We start from the raw sequence: 18262 nt of genomic DNA on the forward strand, positions 1-18262 counted from the left end.
CCCCTTTGTTTACCTTTATTTACAAAATAACAAGGTCATACCAGAAAAAACACCCTTTATAACTGGTTATTTTTTAGCTGCTAATACTTTTTTAGTTTAAATAACTTGAGAATCACGTGAAAGCCACCCATAAAAATAAAAATAAAAACATGAACCAAATGTATTAAACAAAGAATAAACTAGTAATTACAGGGTGTTATTTGTAAAGCCAGCGCCAAAAAAATTGCAAAAATAGAAATTAAAATTGTCAACACCGCTTTTCACCAGCCAGAGAAGCAAAAAGTATTAACATTTGTTTTTTACGATATTTTTTTAACAAAAATAAAACATTCTAAAGTTGACACCGGTTACTATCACGCTAAGGTTAGAAAATCGTTTCAAATATGAGATAAACACTACATGCGTTTTTTATTTAATTTATTGTTTACTGTGTTGGTTTTTTGTTTTGGCTTTGCCGCGGGAGTCTACTCTTTACCGATAATGATGGCACCGCCAGCACCGACTCAAACCGCACTGTCGGATGTAGCCAACCAAGCCAAATTTACAGCACAGTTTAAAAAGGACCTTAAGGGCTCTGACTTTTTGCACTTTGGCGAGGGCGACATCTTCCTCGGAGATCATAAAATTGGGTTTGAAGGAAGGCTTGCACCTGGCCCTGATTACCGTCTTTACTTGTCACCGACCTTTGTGGAAACCGAAGCTGAGTTTGAACAACACAAAAGTACAATGCAGTACGTCGCTGCTGTTTCAAGCTTCAATGGCTTTATTGTAGAAATGCCGAAAAGTGTGAATTTAAATGAGTTTACTACCGTGGTTATTTGGTGTGAATCGTTTGGAGAGTTTATAACAGCGGCGAATTATCGATAAATGCCTCCTCGTATCAAAGCGATTCAAAAGATGAAACATACTAGTGAAAACCGCAGAAAAAAGACGCTAATTGTGGGCACTTATTTGTTCCAAATTTGACATGCACGCGACTGCACTTCTGCTATTAAGATGCGCATGTGGGCTGAGTTATTCTCCATAACAATGGGTGAGACAATCGTTAATCGCGTCTTACTTTGAGCTCAATACGCCAACGACTAAAAGTTTGGTATTGATTACTATCACTCGAAACAAAAAAAGCCACGCTTTCGCGTGGCTGGAGACACATTGCATGGGTGTATTGCAATGATAAAAAGTCTAGTAGGGACATAGACCTACCAAAGGGAAAAACTAAGCAGCTTTACTGCCTGAGTTATCAGAACGAATTAAATACTCAAATGCAGCTAAACTTGCAGATGCGCCACTGCCCATAGCAATTACGATTTGTTTAAATGGCGTTGTGGTCACATCTCCAGCGGCGAAAACACCTTGCATACTAGTAGACCCTTTACTATCAATTTCTATTTCACCAAATTGATTTAATGCCACTTCACTCTCTTTAAGCCACTCTGAATTTGGCACTAACCCGATTTGGACAAAAACGCCAGCAATAGACAATAATTGCTCGTCACCAGAGGTTCGTTCTAGGTACTTCAAGCCGGTCACTTTTTTCCCATCCCCGATAATTTCTGTCGTTTGTACATGGGTATGAATCACTATGTTAGGCATACTCTTTGCCTTATCGATTAATACTTGGTCTGCCTTGAGATCATTGGCAAACTCTAATACTGTGACATGCTCGACAATATTCGCTAGGTCAATTGCGGCTTCTATACCGGAGTTACCACCGCCTATAACAGCGACAGGTTTCCCTTTGAAAAGTGGGCCATCGCAATGAGGGCAGTATGCGACACCGCGACCTTTGTATTCAGCCTCACCTGGCACATTTACGTTTCGCCAACGCGCACCAGTGGAAATAACAACCGATTTAGCTTGCAGCTGGGCACCGTTTTCCAACTCAATATCTAGATATTCATTACGCACGATATTCGTGACTTTGTTGCTTGCCATGATATCTACATTGTATTCATTTACATGTTGCTCCAATTGTGCAACTAATTTAGGCCCCTGAGTCTCTTTGACAGAAATAAAGTTTTCAATGCTCATGGTATCCGCTACCTGCCCACCGAAACGCTCAGCAACAACGCCAGTAATTAGTCCTTTCCTTGCTGCGTACACTGCCGATGATGCACCCGCAGGCCCTCCGCCGATCACAAGCACATCAAATGGGGCTTTTTTATTGAGTTTCTCTACCGCCTTTTGCGTAGAGTTACTATCTAGCTTTTTCAATATATCAGATAGACTAATGGCACCTTGGCTAAATAACTTGCCGTTTAGATAAACACTGGGTACAGCCATAATGTCTCGCTCTTCCACTTCTTTTGGAAATAGAGCACCATCAATCATGGTTGATTTAACATGCGCGTTGTTTGCTGCCAACACATTGAGTGCTTGAACAACCTGCGGACAGGTTTGGCAACTCAATGACACGTAAACTTCAAATTCTAAAGGCCTATCAATTGATTGAATGATTTCAAGTTCATCACTACTGAGTTTACTCGGATGGCCACCACTGTGCAGTAACGCAAGAATTAAACTGGTAAATTCGTGCCCCATAGGGACGCCAGCAAAACCAAGCTGGGTATTACTGTTTGAAGCACACACAACCAAAGAAGGACGTCTAGCGTTCATATCATAGTTTTCAACCACAGTGATATGCGAGCTCAACGAAGCAAGATCTTGAACCAATGAGTTTAACTCGTTGGATTTATTGCTATTATCCAATGCCACTTTAAGCTCAACAGGTGACGTTATTTGTTTAAAGTGCTCTTCTAATTGGCTTTTCATTTGCGCATCTAACATATTTTTAATTCCTCATTGAAACGCAATGCATATAGCTTGCTTGTTAAACAATATGCAATCAAATGGTTACCTACCGGATTCATCCGGTAGGTTGTTGGTAGACCGTGTTTAGATTTTACCAACTAGATCTAGTGAAGGTGCTAATGTCTCTTCACCTGGCTGCCAAGAAGCTGGGCAAACTTCACCATCATGTGTTGCGATGTACTGTGCAGCCTGTACTTTGCGAACAAGCTCTTTTGCACTGCGACCAATTCCTAAATCGTGCGTTTCAACCACTTTAATTTCACCTTCAGGGTTGATTACAAATGTGCCACGCAATGCCAAGCCTTCTTCTTCAATCATCACACCAAAATTACGAGTAATTCTGCCCGTTGGGTCCCCAATCATTGGGAATTCAATTTTCTTAATGGTGTCAGAAGCATCGTGCCAAGCTTTGTGTGTGAAATGTGTATCAGTCGATACTGAGAAAACTTCAACACCCATTTCTTGTAACTGGCTATAGTAGTCAGCTAAGTCACCAAGCTCTGTCGGACAAACGAAGGTAAAATCTGCTGGGTAAAAGAAAACAATGCTCCACTTGCCTAATAGGTTTTGTTCAGAAACATCAACAAAATCGCCTTTGTGGTATGCAGTCGCGTTGAAAGGTAGCAGTTTTGTATTAATCAATGAAGTGCTCATAACTATCCTCTTTAAGAAGTATATATTTTTTGTTTGCAACCTACGTTGCGTTGCTTGGTTACAAAGATATAAGCTTGAGCGAATTAAATAAAATTGATTAAAACTATCATTGCTATCGAATAATTTGATTGAATAAACTGAACAGTGTATTAAACCTTAGGTATAATCGACACGTAGGTATAGGAAGTTGTAAAAACTCCAGTATATAGCACAACAGTTTGTTATTTCACTGCCGACTAACACCAATAAATGACTAAAAAGAGTACTTATGCATCCATATTTTAACCATATCCAATTGGGCTACTTAGGTTTCGTACCGTTTTTACTTTGTATTGCCGCAACCCTTATGCTGGGTAGCTCGATAGCCTTAATCGAGGTATTTAGCTATTACAGTATGGGTATTTTAGCCTTTATGGCTGGTACATTATGGAGAGCTGGAGAACAACCAAAATCCCATGCCATGCTGGCTGTTGCCACCGTCATCCCATTTCCACTGTTATCGCTTTTGACGCCATCACTCATGCTTTGTTATTTGGCGGTTTGCTTTTGGGTGGTACTGTGGACTGAAAAAGCAATGCCAAAATGGCAAGAAACACACAAAGATTATAAGCAAATGCGCTTTATTTTAACGTCCGTTGTATTTGTCTCTCACCTATTTATGCTTTCGCAAGCAATTGAATTAACTAGATAGAATAAACTTTACTGCGTTATGAAGCCGCGGGCCCCTAACTATTCGTTTAATCAAATGTAAAAAAGCTACACGTTGTCGATTTGATAGATTACCATTACGAAACAATAGCGAACCGGTGACTCTGCTCATTGAGTCACCCCATAGCCTTGAAATAACCTTGTACACATACACAAGGTGCTTAGAAAACTAAAGAGCAACGATTTCAAGCGACTGAATAATTTTGGTAAATTTGTTTGCAGGTGAGCAAAGCAAAACGATAGATGCTATACATTAAAGAGTAGCGTGGGGAGTACAATTTATGTATCAAAAGCTGCTTTACGGGGCAATTTGGATTTTTGTGTTGGGATTTTATCTTTGGATGAGAGAGCAACCAGGTGATTTGCTGGATTCTCTGGAAGAGCTGTTTTGGTTTAGTATTGCTTCAACCATGATAGTGTACTCGGCCCCACACCTTAAGAACACCTTTTTAATTTGCGCTTGGGTAATTTATTGTTTTGGCTTGCTACTTGATCTTTTAGATGACTTTATTGCGGTGGATATCTTCCCAGTCATTGCTTTTGATACTTCTTTAAAACAAATCGGCTTCTTGCTCATATGTTATGCACTTTACACTATGATTGTGCGTAAAAGGGAAACCATCACTCGGCTTAACGATGAAATTCAGCAGCGAAAAAAACTGGAACAAAAGTTAAAGTTTGATGCAACGCATGACGAGTTAACCCAGATTGGCAACCGTAGGGCCTGTTTTACACAATTTACCAAACTGTGCGAGCAACACCCTACGCTTTTCTATTTTGACTTAGATGACTTTAAAAATGCCAATGATAAATATGGTCACAACTGCGGCGATGCGATTTTAAAAAAAATTGCAACAGCATTAAGCGACGTATTTGGTGCTGATAATTGCTTTAGAATCGGGGGGGACGAGTTTGTTGCTTTTGGATCACAAACACAGAATGATGACGAGAAGCTCAGACACAAGCTTCTTGAAGAAGTGTTCGAATATGGTGTGGGTATGAGTATTGGTCACACGGACACAGATACCGACACAGCGCCTGACAAATTACTGCATTTGGCGGATGCCGCTATGTATAATAATAAAAGCTTTAAATCTGTACGATCGAGACCGAGACAAGGCTAAAGTACAAAGCCTCTTTTCTTAACGCTTACTTCTTGATATGTCTTATTTTCGAGAAAAATAGTCAATCATTTACGCTTATAAAATACTTCATAAAAAATTTGTGTCACAATAGCGAACAATGCAATGTCTACATTGTTTACTCATTACAACGAATCGTGTTATCACACACTTATACATAATAAGCGCACATTTAAAGGGGATTAAATCAGTGTTTAATAACTTATTCTCTAACACCGATTTTAAGGAAGAGCTACGTCGCACTAAAATAGAACTAACGGAACAAGTTCAAGAAAATCAAAGGTTGGCAGATGAAAACCAACGACTTCAAGCACAACTTGTCGAGGCACAAGCACAATTGAACGACAACACCGATAACCAGCTACTACAATGCGCGTTGTCGGGGATGAATCAGATCCAAGGGATAAGAGAAACGGTACTACAAAGCTTTTTAAATATTGAGCAAGACAGTGCCGCGATTGCAGAAGTAAACCAATCATTTGAAACTTCTGAAGAATCATTGGCTAAAATCCTGACAGGTATGGGCAAGTTATCTGAGAACATGTCTAGCATGACTGACAACATCTCTGGGTTGTCGCATATGGCAGATAATATCCACACGTTTGTAACGACGATTTCTAAAATATCCGATCAAACTAACCTGCTTGCATTAAATGCGGCGATAGAAGCAGCAAGGGCTGGTGAAGCTGGTCGAGGGTTTAGTGTTGTTGCAGATGAAGTCCGTGCTTTGGCTAACAATACCAATGCATCAGCCAACGAAGTGTCTGATCTGGTTACTAAAATTATCGACACAACACAATTAACTGTCAAAGATGTGTCTGTCATTCAAGAGTCCAACAAAGTACTCTCTAGCAGTATCGAGCATTTGAACGACGAATATGGGCAAATCGTCACAAGCTGTGGCGCGATGAGAAATACTATCTCAAACGCAACCAACCAAACATTTATTCAAACGGTTAAGCTAGACCACGTGGTTTGGAAAAGTGAAGTTTACAACGTCATTACTGGCAGTAGCCATAAAGCAGTTACAGACTTTGCTGATCATACATCTTGTCGATTAGGTAAATGGATTGCGGGTGATGGGGCCAAACTCTATGCTGACAACTCGGCATATAAACGCTTAGAACAACCACACCGTGAAGTTCACAAAGCTGGCGTTGAAGCGGTTACAAAATTTCAAAAGGGCGATAAACAAGGTGCAGTGCAACAGCTCAATCGTATGGAACAAGCAAGTATTGATGTGATGCATCTGTTGGATGAACTGAAAAGCGCCTAATTCATTGAGGAAAAATTTGTTTTCAGTTTCTACAAACTGCGCTTCACCAACCAGTTCTGTTTGGTATAATCGCGTATTTTGAAATACCCGTAGCATGTTATGAAACTGAATCCAGAGTGGCGAATTTTAACAGTGGGAGATGGTGATTTAAGTTTCTCCCATTCCATCCAGAAATATCTTAAACCTAAAGCCTTGGTCGCGAGTATCTACGATAGCGAGCAGGCTTTAAGAGAAAAGTATCAAGCGCACGCTCTCGATAAACTTTTAGAGGCTAATACTCAAGTATTGACTGAGTTTGATGTCACAAAGCCATCATCTTGGAAAAGACTCAATCAACAGCAGTTTGATGTTGTAATTTTCCAATTCCCTTTGATCCCAGCATTTGCCTCACACCAAGCATTCAAGCAAAACAAATTGACGGTCAATACATTAAACCGCCGACTATTACGCTGCTTTTTAGCACATTCACAAGCCCAGGCACTAGATGACCAAGGACCAATGTTAAGCATTATCACATCTAAAGACGTGAAACCCTACTGCGAATGGAATTTAGAGCAAACCTTACATCAGGGGCTTAATATTGCTTACCTGGGACAAACTGAGTTTGATATTACCCAGTTTCCAGAATATAAAATAAGGAATGTCGACAGAGATAAACATGTTAAAGATACCAAAGGCATAAGCTATTTTTGGTCATCTAAGGCGCAGCCTTGTCATTCAACAGAACTTCAACTCCCAGATTACTTGTCCGATACTCATTGCAGTATGTGCCGAGCAGGGCCATTCTTAACACAGCGAGATCGACAAGCGCACAGCTCTTCTAAAAAGCATAAGCAAATGTTGAATCACGAAAATGCGTGGCAAGACTTTTTGAATCAAAACACGTTGTAACATCGTATGTCTTGTATCTTTACTCTATATTATGTTGTTTAAGTCAAGCTCACAAAAAAAACAACAGCCCTTTACTTAAGAAGTACAAAAAACACATTAGGTACACATTAAAAAATGAAAAAACCGCAATAAAGGAATAATGTATACAAAATGATTGAGTGAGTAGGGTGAAAGCTATAGACTAGCGCCCTCTTTTAGCTAGTAGGTATATCAATGCAAATTCTAGATAAGCGCTTTTTGTATGCGATTGCTTGTCTCCTTTTAGCCATGGTGACTATTCAGTCTGGCGCATCAATCGCAAAGCAACTGTTTCCTTATGTTGGCCCGGAAGGGACTACGGCTTATCGCCTAGGGTTTTCGGCGCTGATTCTGTGCCTCGTTTTTAGACCTTGGCGAAAGCTACCTGCAAACTGGCGACCAGTCATACTCTATGGCTTGTCCCTAGGAATTATGAACCTCACCTTTTATTACGCCATTGAGCGTATTCCGCTAGGGATAGGCGTTGCATTAGAGTTTACAGGCCCTTTGGCTGTTGCGTTATTCTCCTCAAAACGCAAACGAGATTACTTATGGGTGTTACTTGCCATCGCGGGCATCTTGCTGCTTTTACCAGATATGAGCGAGGTAGATGGATTAGATCCTATCGGAGTAGTCTTGGCTTTGATTGCGGGCGCCTGTTGGGCTGGATACATTATCTTTGGTAAAAAAAGTGGCGGCCAAGGGTCAGGTGGTATCACTGTTGCCTTGGGAATGAGCGTTGCGGCATTTGCGGTAGTACCTTTTGGCGTTATTTCACAAGGTATGGCACTGCTTGACTGGCAGCTGATCCCGCTAGGCTTAGCCATTGGCTTACTTTCCAGCGCCCTGCCCTACAGCTTAGAAATGGTCGCATTGCGTAACATGCCCGCGCAAGGCTTTAGCATCATGATGAGTCTAGAACCAGCAATTGCAGCGTTAGCTGGGCTCATGATACTCGGTGAGTTGCTCACACTGTGGCAGTGGTTTGCAATTTTTATGGTGATTGCAGCTTCACTGGGCAGCTCAATCACACAAAAAGAGTAACCTTATACACCGAAATTTGATTTGAAGGGCCTATCCTGTCTTGGCCTTTCAGCTTTTTAACCCCAAGGTGACGGGTATGTCACTGTCTTTTGGGGCGCAGGTAACTCAAATCTGAGCAGCTGCGGAATTGAATCCGACACTTCCACTTCGGGTAACGGTTCAAAATGTAATTTTAGCCACTGAGATTGCTCGTAAAGCATATGCAACACCTCGTCTTGCTCACTGTATAAATGACCACTCTGTGGTAACACTACAAGCCTTACCGACTTACCAAGATCATTCATTGCACTAAATAGTCGCTCAGACTGCACAGGGTAACTCCCTTTTTCTCTGTCTTGATAACCGTGGATCAAGAGCAAAGATGCAGTCACCTCATTCGCTTGAAAAACGACAGAGTTATCTACGTATTGAGATTGGCTTGACCATAAGCTGTGCTCACGCTCACCAAAGAAAAAGGGGGTGAGTGTCAAATTGTAAGTGCCGCTTCTTGCAATCCCCGTTACAAATAAGTCAGTTTCTGCGAGTAATTTGACGACATTTGTCGCAGCAAGACCATGACCACCGATAGCGATTTTATCTTTGTCGGCAATACCTTGTGCAACTAAGGTAGACACGATGGTCTGTGCGCTATCGCGCAAATGCGCCGTCAATGCCTCCCCGTGCACTTGCTGACTGAGTAAATCTAAGTTATTGATATTTAGCACGGCATAACCATCATGCACAAACGCAGCCCCATCAAATGCATTAAATTCAGTGAACAAGAATGGAGACTTCATCTTCCTATCTGATTGAGGCTGTTGCGCATTTAACCACACTAATACTGGGATCCGACCATTACTAGGGTTAAAGCTGTTAGGTAAATAAAAGTCCCCCTCTATAACACGGCCACCGACGTTAAAGCTCATTTGTTCTTTGCTGATATTCTGCATACTTGGATATGGGTGGCTATTTTTCGTCAGTTGCTCCACCGTATCGAAGGTTAAATTTCGAGAAAAATAGTTTGCAGGGTTATTTTTTGACTGCTTTTGAGTCACAAATCGCATACCGTCATCTGATATGACATCAACAACTTGCTCAAAGTATGGCGCACTGGATTGCCAAATCGATGTAAATAAGTTACCTCTTGTATCAAACCTCGACAAATAAGGAATATCCCCCCCATTCTCCCGATTACTTCCTTTTAGAAATAAGTAACGGCCTCCAGCAACTTTTAGCACATCCACACCCATATCATTTTTTGTGAAGATAAGTTCGCGGGTCGAGTCATGAGGCAAATCATTAAAAAGAGATAACTTCACGCGTTTGCGATCTGGCGTCAGTGGCGAAAATGCATGGTATGACAACGTATCCGCGTCTTCCCTCATAGCTAGAATTGCAAGTTGACTATCTCCCCATAAGATATGAGAAACACGCCCTTCCGTCTCTGCGTATAACCTCGGCGCGCGTTTAAAAGGGGCCGAAATGCTGTACAAACTTTCGCTGTCATCACCATCTGAAGATTCGGCCCAGACGAGGGTTGCCCCCTTGTCAGCACGCCATTGAAACACCCTTTTGATGATCGATTGTGAAAATGGTTTAGAGAGGACATCTGCAATATTCAATGTTTCTTGTGGGCGGTAGACTTCATATAAGGGCACTCCGCGCATTCCCCATATTTGCCATACACTGTACTTTTGTCGAGTCAATGCCGCATTATTCATGTTTGGCAATTGCGCAATATCAATCATCGCAACAAGTAAATTTGTCGCATCTGGCGATGCACTAAAATCGCTAAAATAGGCAGGCTCCCCAATGGCGTTTGCTCGACCTTGCAGCGGCACTTTGTATAACTGGCCAAGGGCAAATGCTTTGAATTCATCTTGTTGCACGGGGCCAAACTCAGAGCCTGTCACGCGATTTAAATTAGCAGAAGCCGATACAACCAGGGGTTGTTGCTTCGAATTTTGCGTTTGGCGAGGCGATGTAGTAAACCGCTTATTCACTTGGAAATTGGCAATGAGACCCGAACTATCCGCAAGCCACTCAAAAGGTTTATTCATCGTAAACCCATTTAACGGAAACTGAGACAATATTCGGGTCTTTTTCTGCTTGATATCATACACCCATAAGTGTGCGGCTTGCTCTGTTTCTAAGACAAATGCCAAGTATCGGCCATTAGCACTCCATGACGGGTGTAAGATATTGCCTTCAGGGATTGCACTGGGTCTAATAACCGCACCGGTGTCGATATGTTTGAAAGTTAGACCTAGGTAACGTGGGATATCAGCATGCATGCTGCTAGCTGGAATGAAATCAATGCCCAGAAGATGCTGATTTTGCACGGCGCCGAACTGCGCAGCGTCTTTATTATCGAGCAATGCCATCCAGCGGCCTTTAGGGCTAACCAAAGCATCCGGTACATCATACACGTTTACGAATTCAGCGATTGACTCTGATGGTTGTTTATAGCCAGATGCTTGTGCATCAAAGCATTGAAACATCAAAAGTACACATACACAAAATGTTGCTGCAAACAGGGATGAACCGCTGGAATTTATCACTACTGAAAACCCTAATCTAACTCTTATAGCAGACCATGATATAATGATTTTGCACTAAGTGCAGTATTTTAGAGACATTTGGCGTTCAAAAATCTGATTTTTAGACTATTGTTTTAGAGAAACTGGACACATTTGAATTGGAAGTTGCAGAGTCGAAGACTAAAAGTTTAAACTATGCAACCGTCATCAGCACAATAGTATGCGATCAGGCACTTATGAACAACGACAAAAAGCCAGAAAAAATAACAATTTTTGATGTTGCCAAAGAAGCACAAGTCTCAAAGTCTACCGTTTCACTCGTACTCACTCACTCCGATAAAGTAAGCGACAAAAGCAAAGAAAAAGTATTAAAAGCAATTGAAAAGCTGGGATACGTTTATAATCGAGACGCAGCAGCGCTCAGAAGTAAGAAATCAAACTTAGTTGCTGTGGTAATCAATGACTTAACAAACCCATATTCAGCACAATTGGCTGTTGGTTTAGAAAAACACATCTATGCCCTTGGTATGGTCCCTATGCTGGTGAATACAGGCGAAGACTTTCAACGCCAACAGCAAGTTGTCAACACATTAAAAGAGTATAACGTCTCCGCATTTGTCATGGTCCCTGCTCCTGGCACTACCAAAGAGTGGGTCAATCAGCTAGTCCATTCTGGTTTCCCCGTAATCAATATAATGCGTGAAATACAGTTTGCCGATGCCCCCTGTATTCTGCCTGACAACCAAAAAGGCACGCACTTGGCAACTGAGCACTTACTAGAAAAAGGGCTAGATAAGCTGGCATTTTTAGGGGGGACAACCGAAATCTCTGACTACCATGAACGTGTTGCAGGTTTTCGCTCCGCCATTTCTGCACGCAACTCTACGTCACAGACATACGAAATTACCGCCCCAACTAACCGCCAAGGCGGTAGAGATGCATTTAATCAGTTGTACAAGGTCGCACCCAACACACAGGCGATCGTATGTTTTAGCGACGTAATTGCATATGGTGCAATTGAGGCGATGCGTGAACATAATCTGGTGCCTGGAAAAGACATTAAAGTCATTGGCTTTGATGATTTAGCTGATTCAAGACTTATGCGCCCTGCGCTCTCATCCGTTCGTATTGATGCCGATGATATCGGGAAACGCACGTGTCAGGCCCTTAGCGAAATTCTGAATAAATCACAACCGCCGGTTAGGACACTGGTAGATATCACATTACAAATTAGAGAATCATCTTTATAAATGACCAAAATTTTAGTTATTGGATATGTATGGCCAGAGCCCAATTCTTCGGCAGCTGGCGTACATATGCTGTCCTTACTCAAGTTTTATAAATCTCAAGGTTGGCAAGTAGAATTTGCCAGCCCAGCACAAACAACCGAACATATGGTTGATTTAGGCGAGTATGGTGTAACAAGTAAGCAGATAACGCTCAACTGCACCTCCTTTGATGAATATATCCAAAAGCTTGCACCTGATATTGTGATGTTCGACCGCTTTATGATGGAAGAACAGTTTGGCTGGCGTGTCGATAAATACGCTCCAAATGCCATGAAGATATTAGATACCGAAGATTTGCAAAGTTTACGGGGGGTCCGACATGAAGCCGTCAAAGCTAACAAGGACTTTGAAATATCAAAGTTGCTAGACTCAGAACTTGCTAAACGAGAAATCGCCGCAATTTTACGCTGTGATTTGTCACTTATCGTGTCAGACTTCGAGCTAGACCTGTTGCGCAACACTTTCAATATTAGCGAAGAACTGCTCGTACATCTGCCGTTTTTGGTGGATTTATCAAGGCTTCCCGATGATTTACCAAGTTTTGACGAGCGACAACACTTTATGACTATCGGTAACTTTAGGCATGCCCCTAATTGGGATTCTGTCCTGTATTTGCAAAGACTGTGGCCAGCAATCAAAAAGCGTTTACCGAATGCAGAATTACATATCTATGGTTCTTACCCACCAAAAAAAGCGACAGCGCTCAATAACCCAAAAACAGGCTTTTTAATTAAAGGCTGGGCTGATGACGCCATTGAGGTAATGAAACAAAGCCGAGTGTGCCTCTCACCGATACGATTTGGAGCAGGGATTAAGGGTAAGTTTTTAGAAGCTATGCTCACGCAAACTCCCTGCGTTACCACGCCAATTGGGGCAGAAGGAATGCATGGGCCATTGCCCTGGCACGGCTGCGTAGCACACGATGATGAGGCCTTTATTGATGCTGCGGTTTCTTTGTACACCGATGCAGAGCATTTTCATACGGCACAGTCGAATGGGCTGGCATTATTGCATGCTCGCCATGATCAAGTTAGTTTAAGTGCACGTTTAAAAGGCAAAATTACAGCGATCAGAGCAGCTTTGCCACAGCATAGAACCCAAAACTTTTACGGCCAAATGCTCAAACACCACACATTGCGCAGTACCCAATATATGTCACAATGGATTGAAGAAAAAAACGCAAATAAAATGCGTTGAAAATACAGCAAAACTGGTTAGAATGCGCGGCGTAACTTATTATTGATTTTATGGTAATTGAGACTGGGTCACCCTAGGACACTTTTCATAGAATAATGTACGCTGCTCATTCATACATGCCGGAATAGTGTTTTTAAAGCTGTTCCATTGTTCAAAATTGCAACATAATTGAGCAGTAACATTGCATCATTAAAGTTATAGTATTTTAGTGTAATTGGGGTTTGAGCAGTATTGTGCTCAAACTTTTGGACTTTGTCCTTAACTACTCAACTATTAGGTATTGCACAGTTGAACTCAGCGACGTTTACTCAAAAGCGCAAGTTTATTGTTAAACTTGGTAAAATGCTTCACCAATACGGTACTCCAGCTTTTCGTTTAGAAGCACACTTGATGGAAGTTGCCACACATCTAGGGCTAAAATCCTCGTTTGTCATGTCTCCAACTTCGGTGACCTTTGTGATTTGGACCGATGGCCATGAAGAGGAATACACTCATGTGGCAAGGGTTGAACCAGGCGATCATGACTTGGGGTCTCTCGCTAATACGGACGATGTGGTTAATAAAATGCTGGCAGGCGAATTGACTGTCACTCAAGCAGATGAGAGCCTCGATCAAATTCAAACCGCTGAGTCCCCCTATTCCAAGTGGCAAATGGCAGTGGCTTTTGCTATCTCGGGTGGTGCATTTGCTATGCTTATGGGCACAAGTTGGAGTGATGTGGTTTGGTCTGGCATTATCTCGATTTTAGTTTATCTCTTTATTTTATGGTCGGAGCATTCTAAACGCGTCACACACATGTTAGAGCCAATGGTTGCAATCGCATCCGCCGTGGCAGCGTGTGCTGTTTCAGCTTATATCGAACCCCAACTTAACATTCGCTTGGTCGTATTATCTGCAATCATCGTGTTTATTCCTGGGCTCGCGCTCGCCCTGGGATTTGCAGAGCTATCTGCAAGGCACTTAGTATCAGGTACTGCACGCGTCATGGACGCATTTATGTTGTTATTTAAACTTTATTTTGGAGCATTTTTAGGGATTAGTATCGGGTTTTATTTCTTTGGCCAAGCAGACTTTGTACAACCAGCGCCCATTCCCAAATGGACAGCTTGGTTAGCCGTGTTTTTACTGTGTCTAAGCTTGGTTGTCATCTTTAAAACCAAGTTAAAACACATTCCATGGTGTATAACCTCGGGGTTTATTGCTTACGCAGTATCTGTGAGCGCAGCCATTTACTTTGACTATGCACTTGGTACATTTGCCGGCGCCTTCGCGGTGGGCATATTTAGCAATATCTTTAACAGAGTAGAAAATGCACCGGCATCAATCGTGACAATGAAAGGGTTGATAGTCTTAGTTCCAGGCTCCAAGACTTACATTGGACTAAACTCCCTGATCGAAGGGCAAAGCTTTGTCATGGCGGATCACATTGGCCAACAAACGTTTCTTATTTTTATGTCTCTTGTCGCGGGTTTAATATTTGCGAATGTTGCGCTCCCACCGAAAAAAAGCTTGTAAACCGTAAGAGCCTGTGTTTTTTGCAGGCTCTGCTCTCTTTTATCCCTTTAACCTCTATACTTCCTTTCTTCACTCGTCTCTTTACCAATGCGCTTGTTTTTTAAAAGCAGCATATAACCCCGTAGCCGCTTGGTCGAATGTACCAATCACCGACGCTTTGTTGAACTTGGTACATGACGCTTCGCAACACCGTAATCTGCTGTATCGTTACTTTAGACCGACCCCTCTACCAATCAAGCACACGTCATATTTCTGTGGCTCTTTGCTCCGCCCTCAAGCCTAGTATTCTTTCGTTAACCCGTTTAATTGCATACATTGAGTCACCACATTGTATTTATAGTTGTGAATGTAAATACAAAGATAATTAAAAAGTAATAAATAAGGTTATTTAAAAAGAACAAAAAAGGTACTATGTAAAAATATATCGATATTTTTCAACTAATTAAAAATTAAAAAAACAATATTTCAATCTTTCATATTTTTTCACTGTAATTCAAGATTTAACACTCTCCTCTGATGTTAAATCTTTACTGCACTAAAGGCGATTACGCAGAAATAACATCCAAGGGGAATGTAAGATGTTCACACATAAAAATAAATTAGCAGCTGCCATTGGCTCGGCACTGCTTGGTTCAACCTTATACACACCGACAATCGTGTATGCAGAAGAAAGCACCGCATCACAAAAAGAAGTTGAAGTGATTCAAGTCAGAGGCATTAGAGGCAGTGTTGTAAAATCTCTTAACACCAAGCGGTATGCCGATGCCATTGTTGACGCTGTAACCGCTGAAGATATCGGAAAATTCCCTGATCAAAATGTGGCAGAATCACTTCAACGTATCACTGGCGTCTCCTTGACTCGAAACTTTGGAGAAGGTGAACGAGTCAGCATTCGTGGGACCAGCGAAAGCCAAAACAGAACGCTGCTAAATGGCCAAGCCGTTGGCTCTGCTGATTGGTGGACAAATTCAGCTGCTAGCCGAGGTTTTAACTATACCATGCTACCTTCAGAGATTGTTGCAGGATTAGAAGTATATAAATCTCCTGAAGCTGATATTGATGAAGGTTCAATTGGTGGCACTATCATTGTCAAAACAAGAAAGCCTCTGGATGTAGAAGCAAACAAAATTGCGGGCTCCCTCTTAGCGCAATACAGTGAAGTTTCTGGAGAGACCGATCCGCAAGCTTCCATTATGTATAACTTCAAGAATGAAGATGAATCGTTTGGCGCATTAGTGTCTGTGATCCGACAAGAGCGCAACTTACGACGCGATGGGATAGAAGCGTGGAGCTGGGCAGATAGAACGATCACCATGGAAGATGGTACAGTACATGAAAACGTTTATAGCCCAGGTGGAGGTGGGTCTGCCATGTTCTCACAAGAGCGGGTTAGAACAGGGATCACACTAGCACTACAATATCGCCCTAGCGATACAACGGACATCTCTTTTAATCTACTAGACTCAACCCTTGACGCCGACAACGAAAACCAAAACTTTCTATGGTTACCCGAGCGCGGAGGCTCAAAATACACAGACATAACCATTATTGAGCACAATAAAGTCGGTCCGATGGTCGTTGCTGGTACACTGGGTCTCTCTCCCACGGGTACAAATATACTTGATGAAACAAAAGTCAGAAACTCGCAATTAAAAACGAAATCTTATGATTTGAAAGTAGAGCATGAGGGTGAACTTTGGCAATCTACTTACCAACTGGGTTACACCGAAGGGACTGGTGGTTCACAAGCCGATCGTTCCGTAGGCTGGGTGGGTAACTACGTACATGCTTATGATGCATCACAAGCAGAAGACATCAAAACAACTTATGGTGCAGATCCTACCGATGGCAGCAAGTGGAATTTAGGTTTTTTACGTTATGACAGCAATGACGCTAAAGACGATGAAACATATTTTCAAGCTGATTTTAAACGTCCTATTGATGTCGCTATCTTTAGTGAAATAAAAATGGGCGTCAAATATAGAGATCACAGTCGCTTCAACACCAAACATACCACAGACAACCGCACGGAATTAGGCTGGAGTCTCGCGGATTATTCACTCGCTATGCCTGGAGATTACTTGTCAGGGCTAGGTTCCTCCGGCACTTTGCGCGCCTACGCAATCACCGATTCGGATAAAGTTCGTCGCGATGGTGATGCATTGACATGGAATTATGACGTTTTAAAAGCCAGTACTTTTGATATCAATGAAAAAATATTAGCAGGTTATGTTAAAACGACCCTAGATGCAGACGGGCTGCGCGGTAACTTAGGTGTAAGGCTTGTGCACACCAAGCAAGCATCCTCCGCATTTGCTGGGGCAACGGGTGCAGAAGTTTGGACAACACAAGATAAAGACTATTTTGATATTTTACCAAGTATCAACTTAGCAATTGATCTCAACGACGATTTATTGATGCGCTTCAGTGCTGCACGAGTTATGTCACGCCCAGACTATGCAAGTATGACAGCTTCTACATCATATAATGTGGAAACTCAGACCGGGACGGGTGGCAACCCAAATATAGACCCTTTCCGCGCGACTCAGTTTGATACTGGTATTGAATGGTACTTTAACGAAGCCGGTATTTTCTCTGCAGTATTTTTCTACAAAGATATCCAATCATTTTTGGACAGCACACCCGCTTTTGAGGTACATGAAAACACGCGTATCCGAATCAGCAGACCAAGTAATGGCCGTGCTGGTCGTATTCAAGGCCTAGAATTTGGTTATCAACAAGAGTTGATTGAAGGGGTCGGTGTTTCGGCAAACTACACCTATGTTGACGGTGAGGCAAAAGATAAAGATGGTAATGATGTCACTATCCCGGGTAACTCGGAGCACACTGTTAACCTAAGCGCCTACTACGAAAGTGAGCGCCTAAGTGGACGTATCTCTTATAATCATCGCTCTGGTTACGATTCAGGTAATGACTGGCCTGGTTACATAGATGCCTATGGACAAGTGGATGCCAATATCACCTACAACGTTAATGAAAACCTTGCCATTGTGCTTGAAGCGATTAACTTGACTGATGAACATACCTTTAGCTATCAAGAGGAAGGGGTTGAGCAAGCACTGACTGGTGTTTATGCGGATGGCCGCCGATTTGTTGCAGGTATTCGATTTAATTTTTAAGTAAAGCGTAGATCCACGTTTAATAGCTAACACAGGATCCACGTTGCTATGGATGGCA

General features: G+C 42.1%; 13 protein-coding genes. 10 read left to right on the forward strand and 3 right to left on the reverse strand.

Annotation, left to right across the window (positions count from 1 at the left end; all coding sequences use genetic code 11):
• Positions 1-399: 399 nt before the first annotated feature.
• Positions 400-867 (forward strand): DM13 domain-containing protein, encoded by a 468-nt coding sequence (locus L1286_RS20430; RefSeq protein ID WP_235408867.1) that lies wholly within the window; start codon positions 400-402, stop codon positions 865-867.
• A gap of 348 nt (positions 868-1215) precedes the next feature.
• On the opposite strand, the gene ahpF is transcribed toward L1286_RS20430, so the two are convergent.
• Together ahpF and ahpC are read right to left on the reverse strand one after the other, a co-directional pair.
• Positions 1216-2787 (reverse strand): alkyl hydroperoxide reductase subunit F, encoded by a 1572-nt coding sequence (gene ahpF, locus L1286_RS20435; RefSeq protein WP_235408868.1) that lies wholly within the window; start codon positions 2785-2787, stop codon positions 1216-1218.
• Between the two features lie 108 nt (positions 2788-2895).
• Positions 2896-3465, reverse strand: a complete 570-nt coding sequence (gene ahpC, locus L1286_RS20440) for an alkyl hydroperoxide reductase subunit C (protein ID WP_235408869.1) — start codon at positions 3463-3465, stop codon at positions 2896-2898.
• Between the two features lie 268 nt (positions 3466-3733).
• Between ahpC and L1286_RS20445 the strand changes: the two genes are divergently transcribed.
• The 5 genes from L1286_RS20445 to L1286_RS20465 all read left to right on the forward strand — a co-directional run bounded on the left by L1286_RS20445 (position 3734) and on the right by L1286_RS20465 (position 8544).
• The gene (locus L1286_RS20445; protein ID WP_235408870.1) at positions 3734-4156 is read left to right on the forward strand and encodes a DUF3429 domain-containing protein; all 423 of its coding nucleotides are present in this window, start codon (positions 3734-3736) and stop codon (positions 4154-4156) included.
• A 298-nt stretch (positions 4157-4454) separates the two neighbouring features.
• On the forward strand, positions 4455-5297 hold the full coding sequence (locus L1286_RS20450; RefSeq protein WP_235408871.1) for a GGDEF domain-containing protein: 843 nt from the start codon (positions 4455-4457) through the stop codon (positions 5295-5297).
• Between the two features lie 208 nt (positions 5298-5505).
• Entirely contained in the window at positions 5506-6591 is a 1086-nt protein-coding gene (locus tag L1286_RS20455; protein ID WP_235408872.1) for a methyl-accepting chemotaxis protein, read from the forward strand.
• 99 nt (positions 6592-6690) lie between these two features.
• Positions 6691-7482: a class I SAM-dependent methyltransferase gene (locus tag L1286_RS20460; protein ID WP_235408873.1), complete on the forward strand. Its 792-nt coding sequence runs from the start codon at positions 6691-6693 to the stop codon at positions 7480-7482.
• Between the two features lie 213 nt (positions 7483-7695).
• On the forward strand, positions 7696-8544 hold the full coding sequence (locus tag L1286_RS20465) for an EamA family transporter (RefSeq protein WP_235408874.1): 849 nt from the start codon (positions 7696-7698) through the stop codon (positions 8542-8544).
• Positions 8545-8600: 56 nt separating this feature from the next.
• Here L1286_RS20465 and L1286_RS20470 read toward each other — a convergent pair whose 3' ends face one another.
• Positions 8601-11024 carry a S9 family peptidase gene (locus L1286_RS20470; protein ID WP_235408875.1) on the reverse strand — a complete coding sequence of 808 codons (2424 nt, stop codon included), beginning with the start codon at positions 11022-11024 and terminating at the stop codon, positions 8601-8603.
• 275 nt (positions 11025-11299) lie between these two features.
• Here L1286_RS20470 and L1286_RS20475 point away from each other — a divergent pair, with 275 nt between their 5' ends.
• The 4 genes from L1286_RS20475 (at position 11300) to L1286_RS20490 (ending at position 18204) form a co-directional block, all read left to right on the forward strand.
• On the forward strand, positions 11300-12313 hold the full coding sequence (locus tag L1286_RS20475; RefSeq protein ID WP_235408876.1) for a LacI family DNA-binding transcriptional regulator: 1014 nt from the start codon (positions 11300-11302) through the stop codon (positions 12311-12313).
• Positions 12314-13549, forward strand: coding sequence for a glycosyltransferase family 4 protein (locus L1286_RS20480; protein ID WP_235408877.1), 1236 nt, complete (start codon positions 12314-12316; stop codon positions 13547-13549).
• A gap of 288 nt (positions 13550-13837) precedes the next feature.
• Positions 13838-15064: a threonine/serine ThrE exporter family protein gene (locus tag L1286_RS20485; protein ID WP_235408878.1), complete on the forward strand. Its 1227-nt coding sequence runs from the start codon at positions 13838-13840 to the stop codon at positions 15062-15064.
• 578 nt (positions 15065-15642) lie between these two features.
• A complete protein-coding gene (locus L1286_RS20490; protein WP_235408879.1) occupies positions 15643-18204 on the forward strand; it encodes a TonB-dependent receptor in 2562 nt (853 codons plus the stop codon).
• Positions 18205-18262: the final 58 nt, after the last annotated feature.

Origin of the sequence: Pseudoalteromonas sp. SMS1 (assembly GCF_021530565.1) — a bacterium.
Taxonomy (GTDB): domain Bacteria; phylum Pseudomonadota; class Gammaproteobacteria; order Enterobacterales; family Alteromonadaceae; genus Pseudoalteromonas.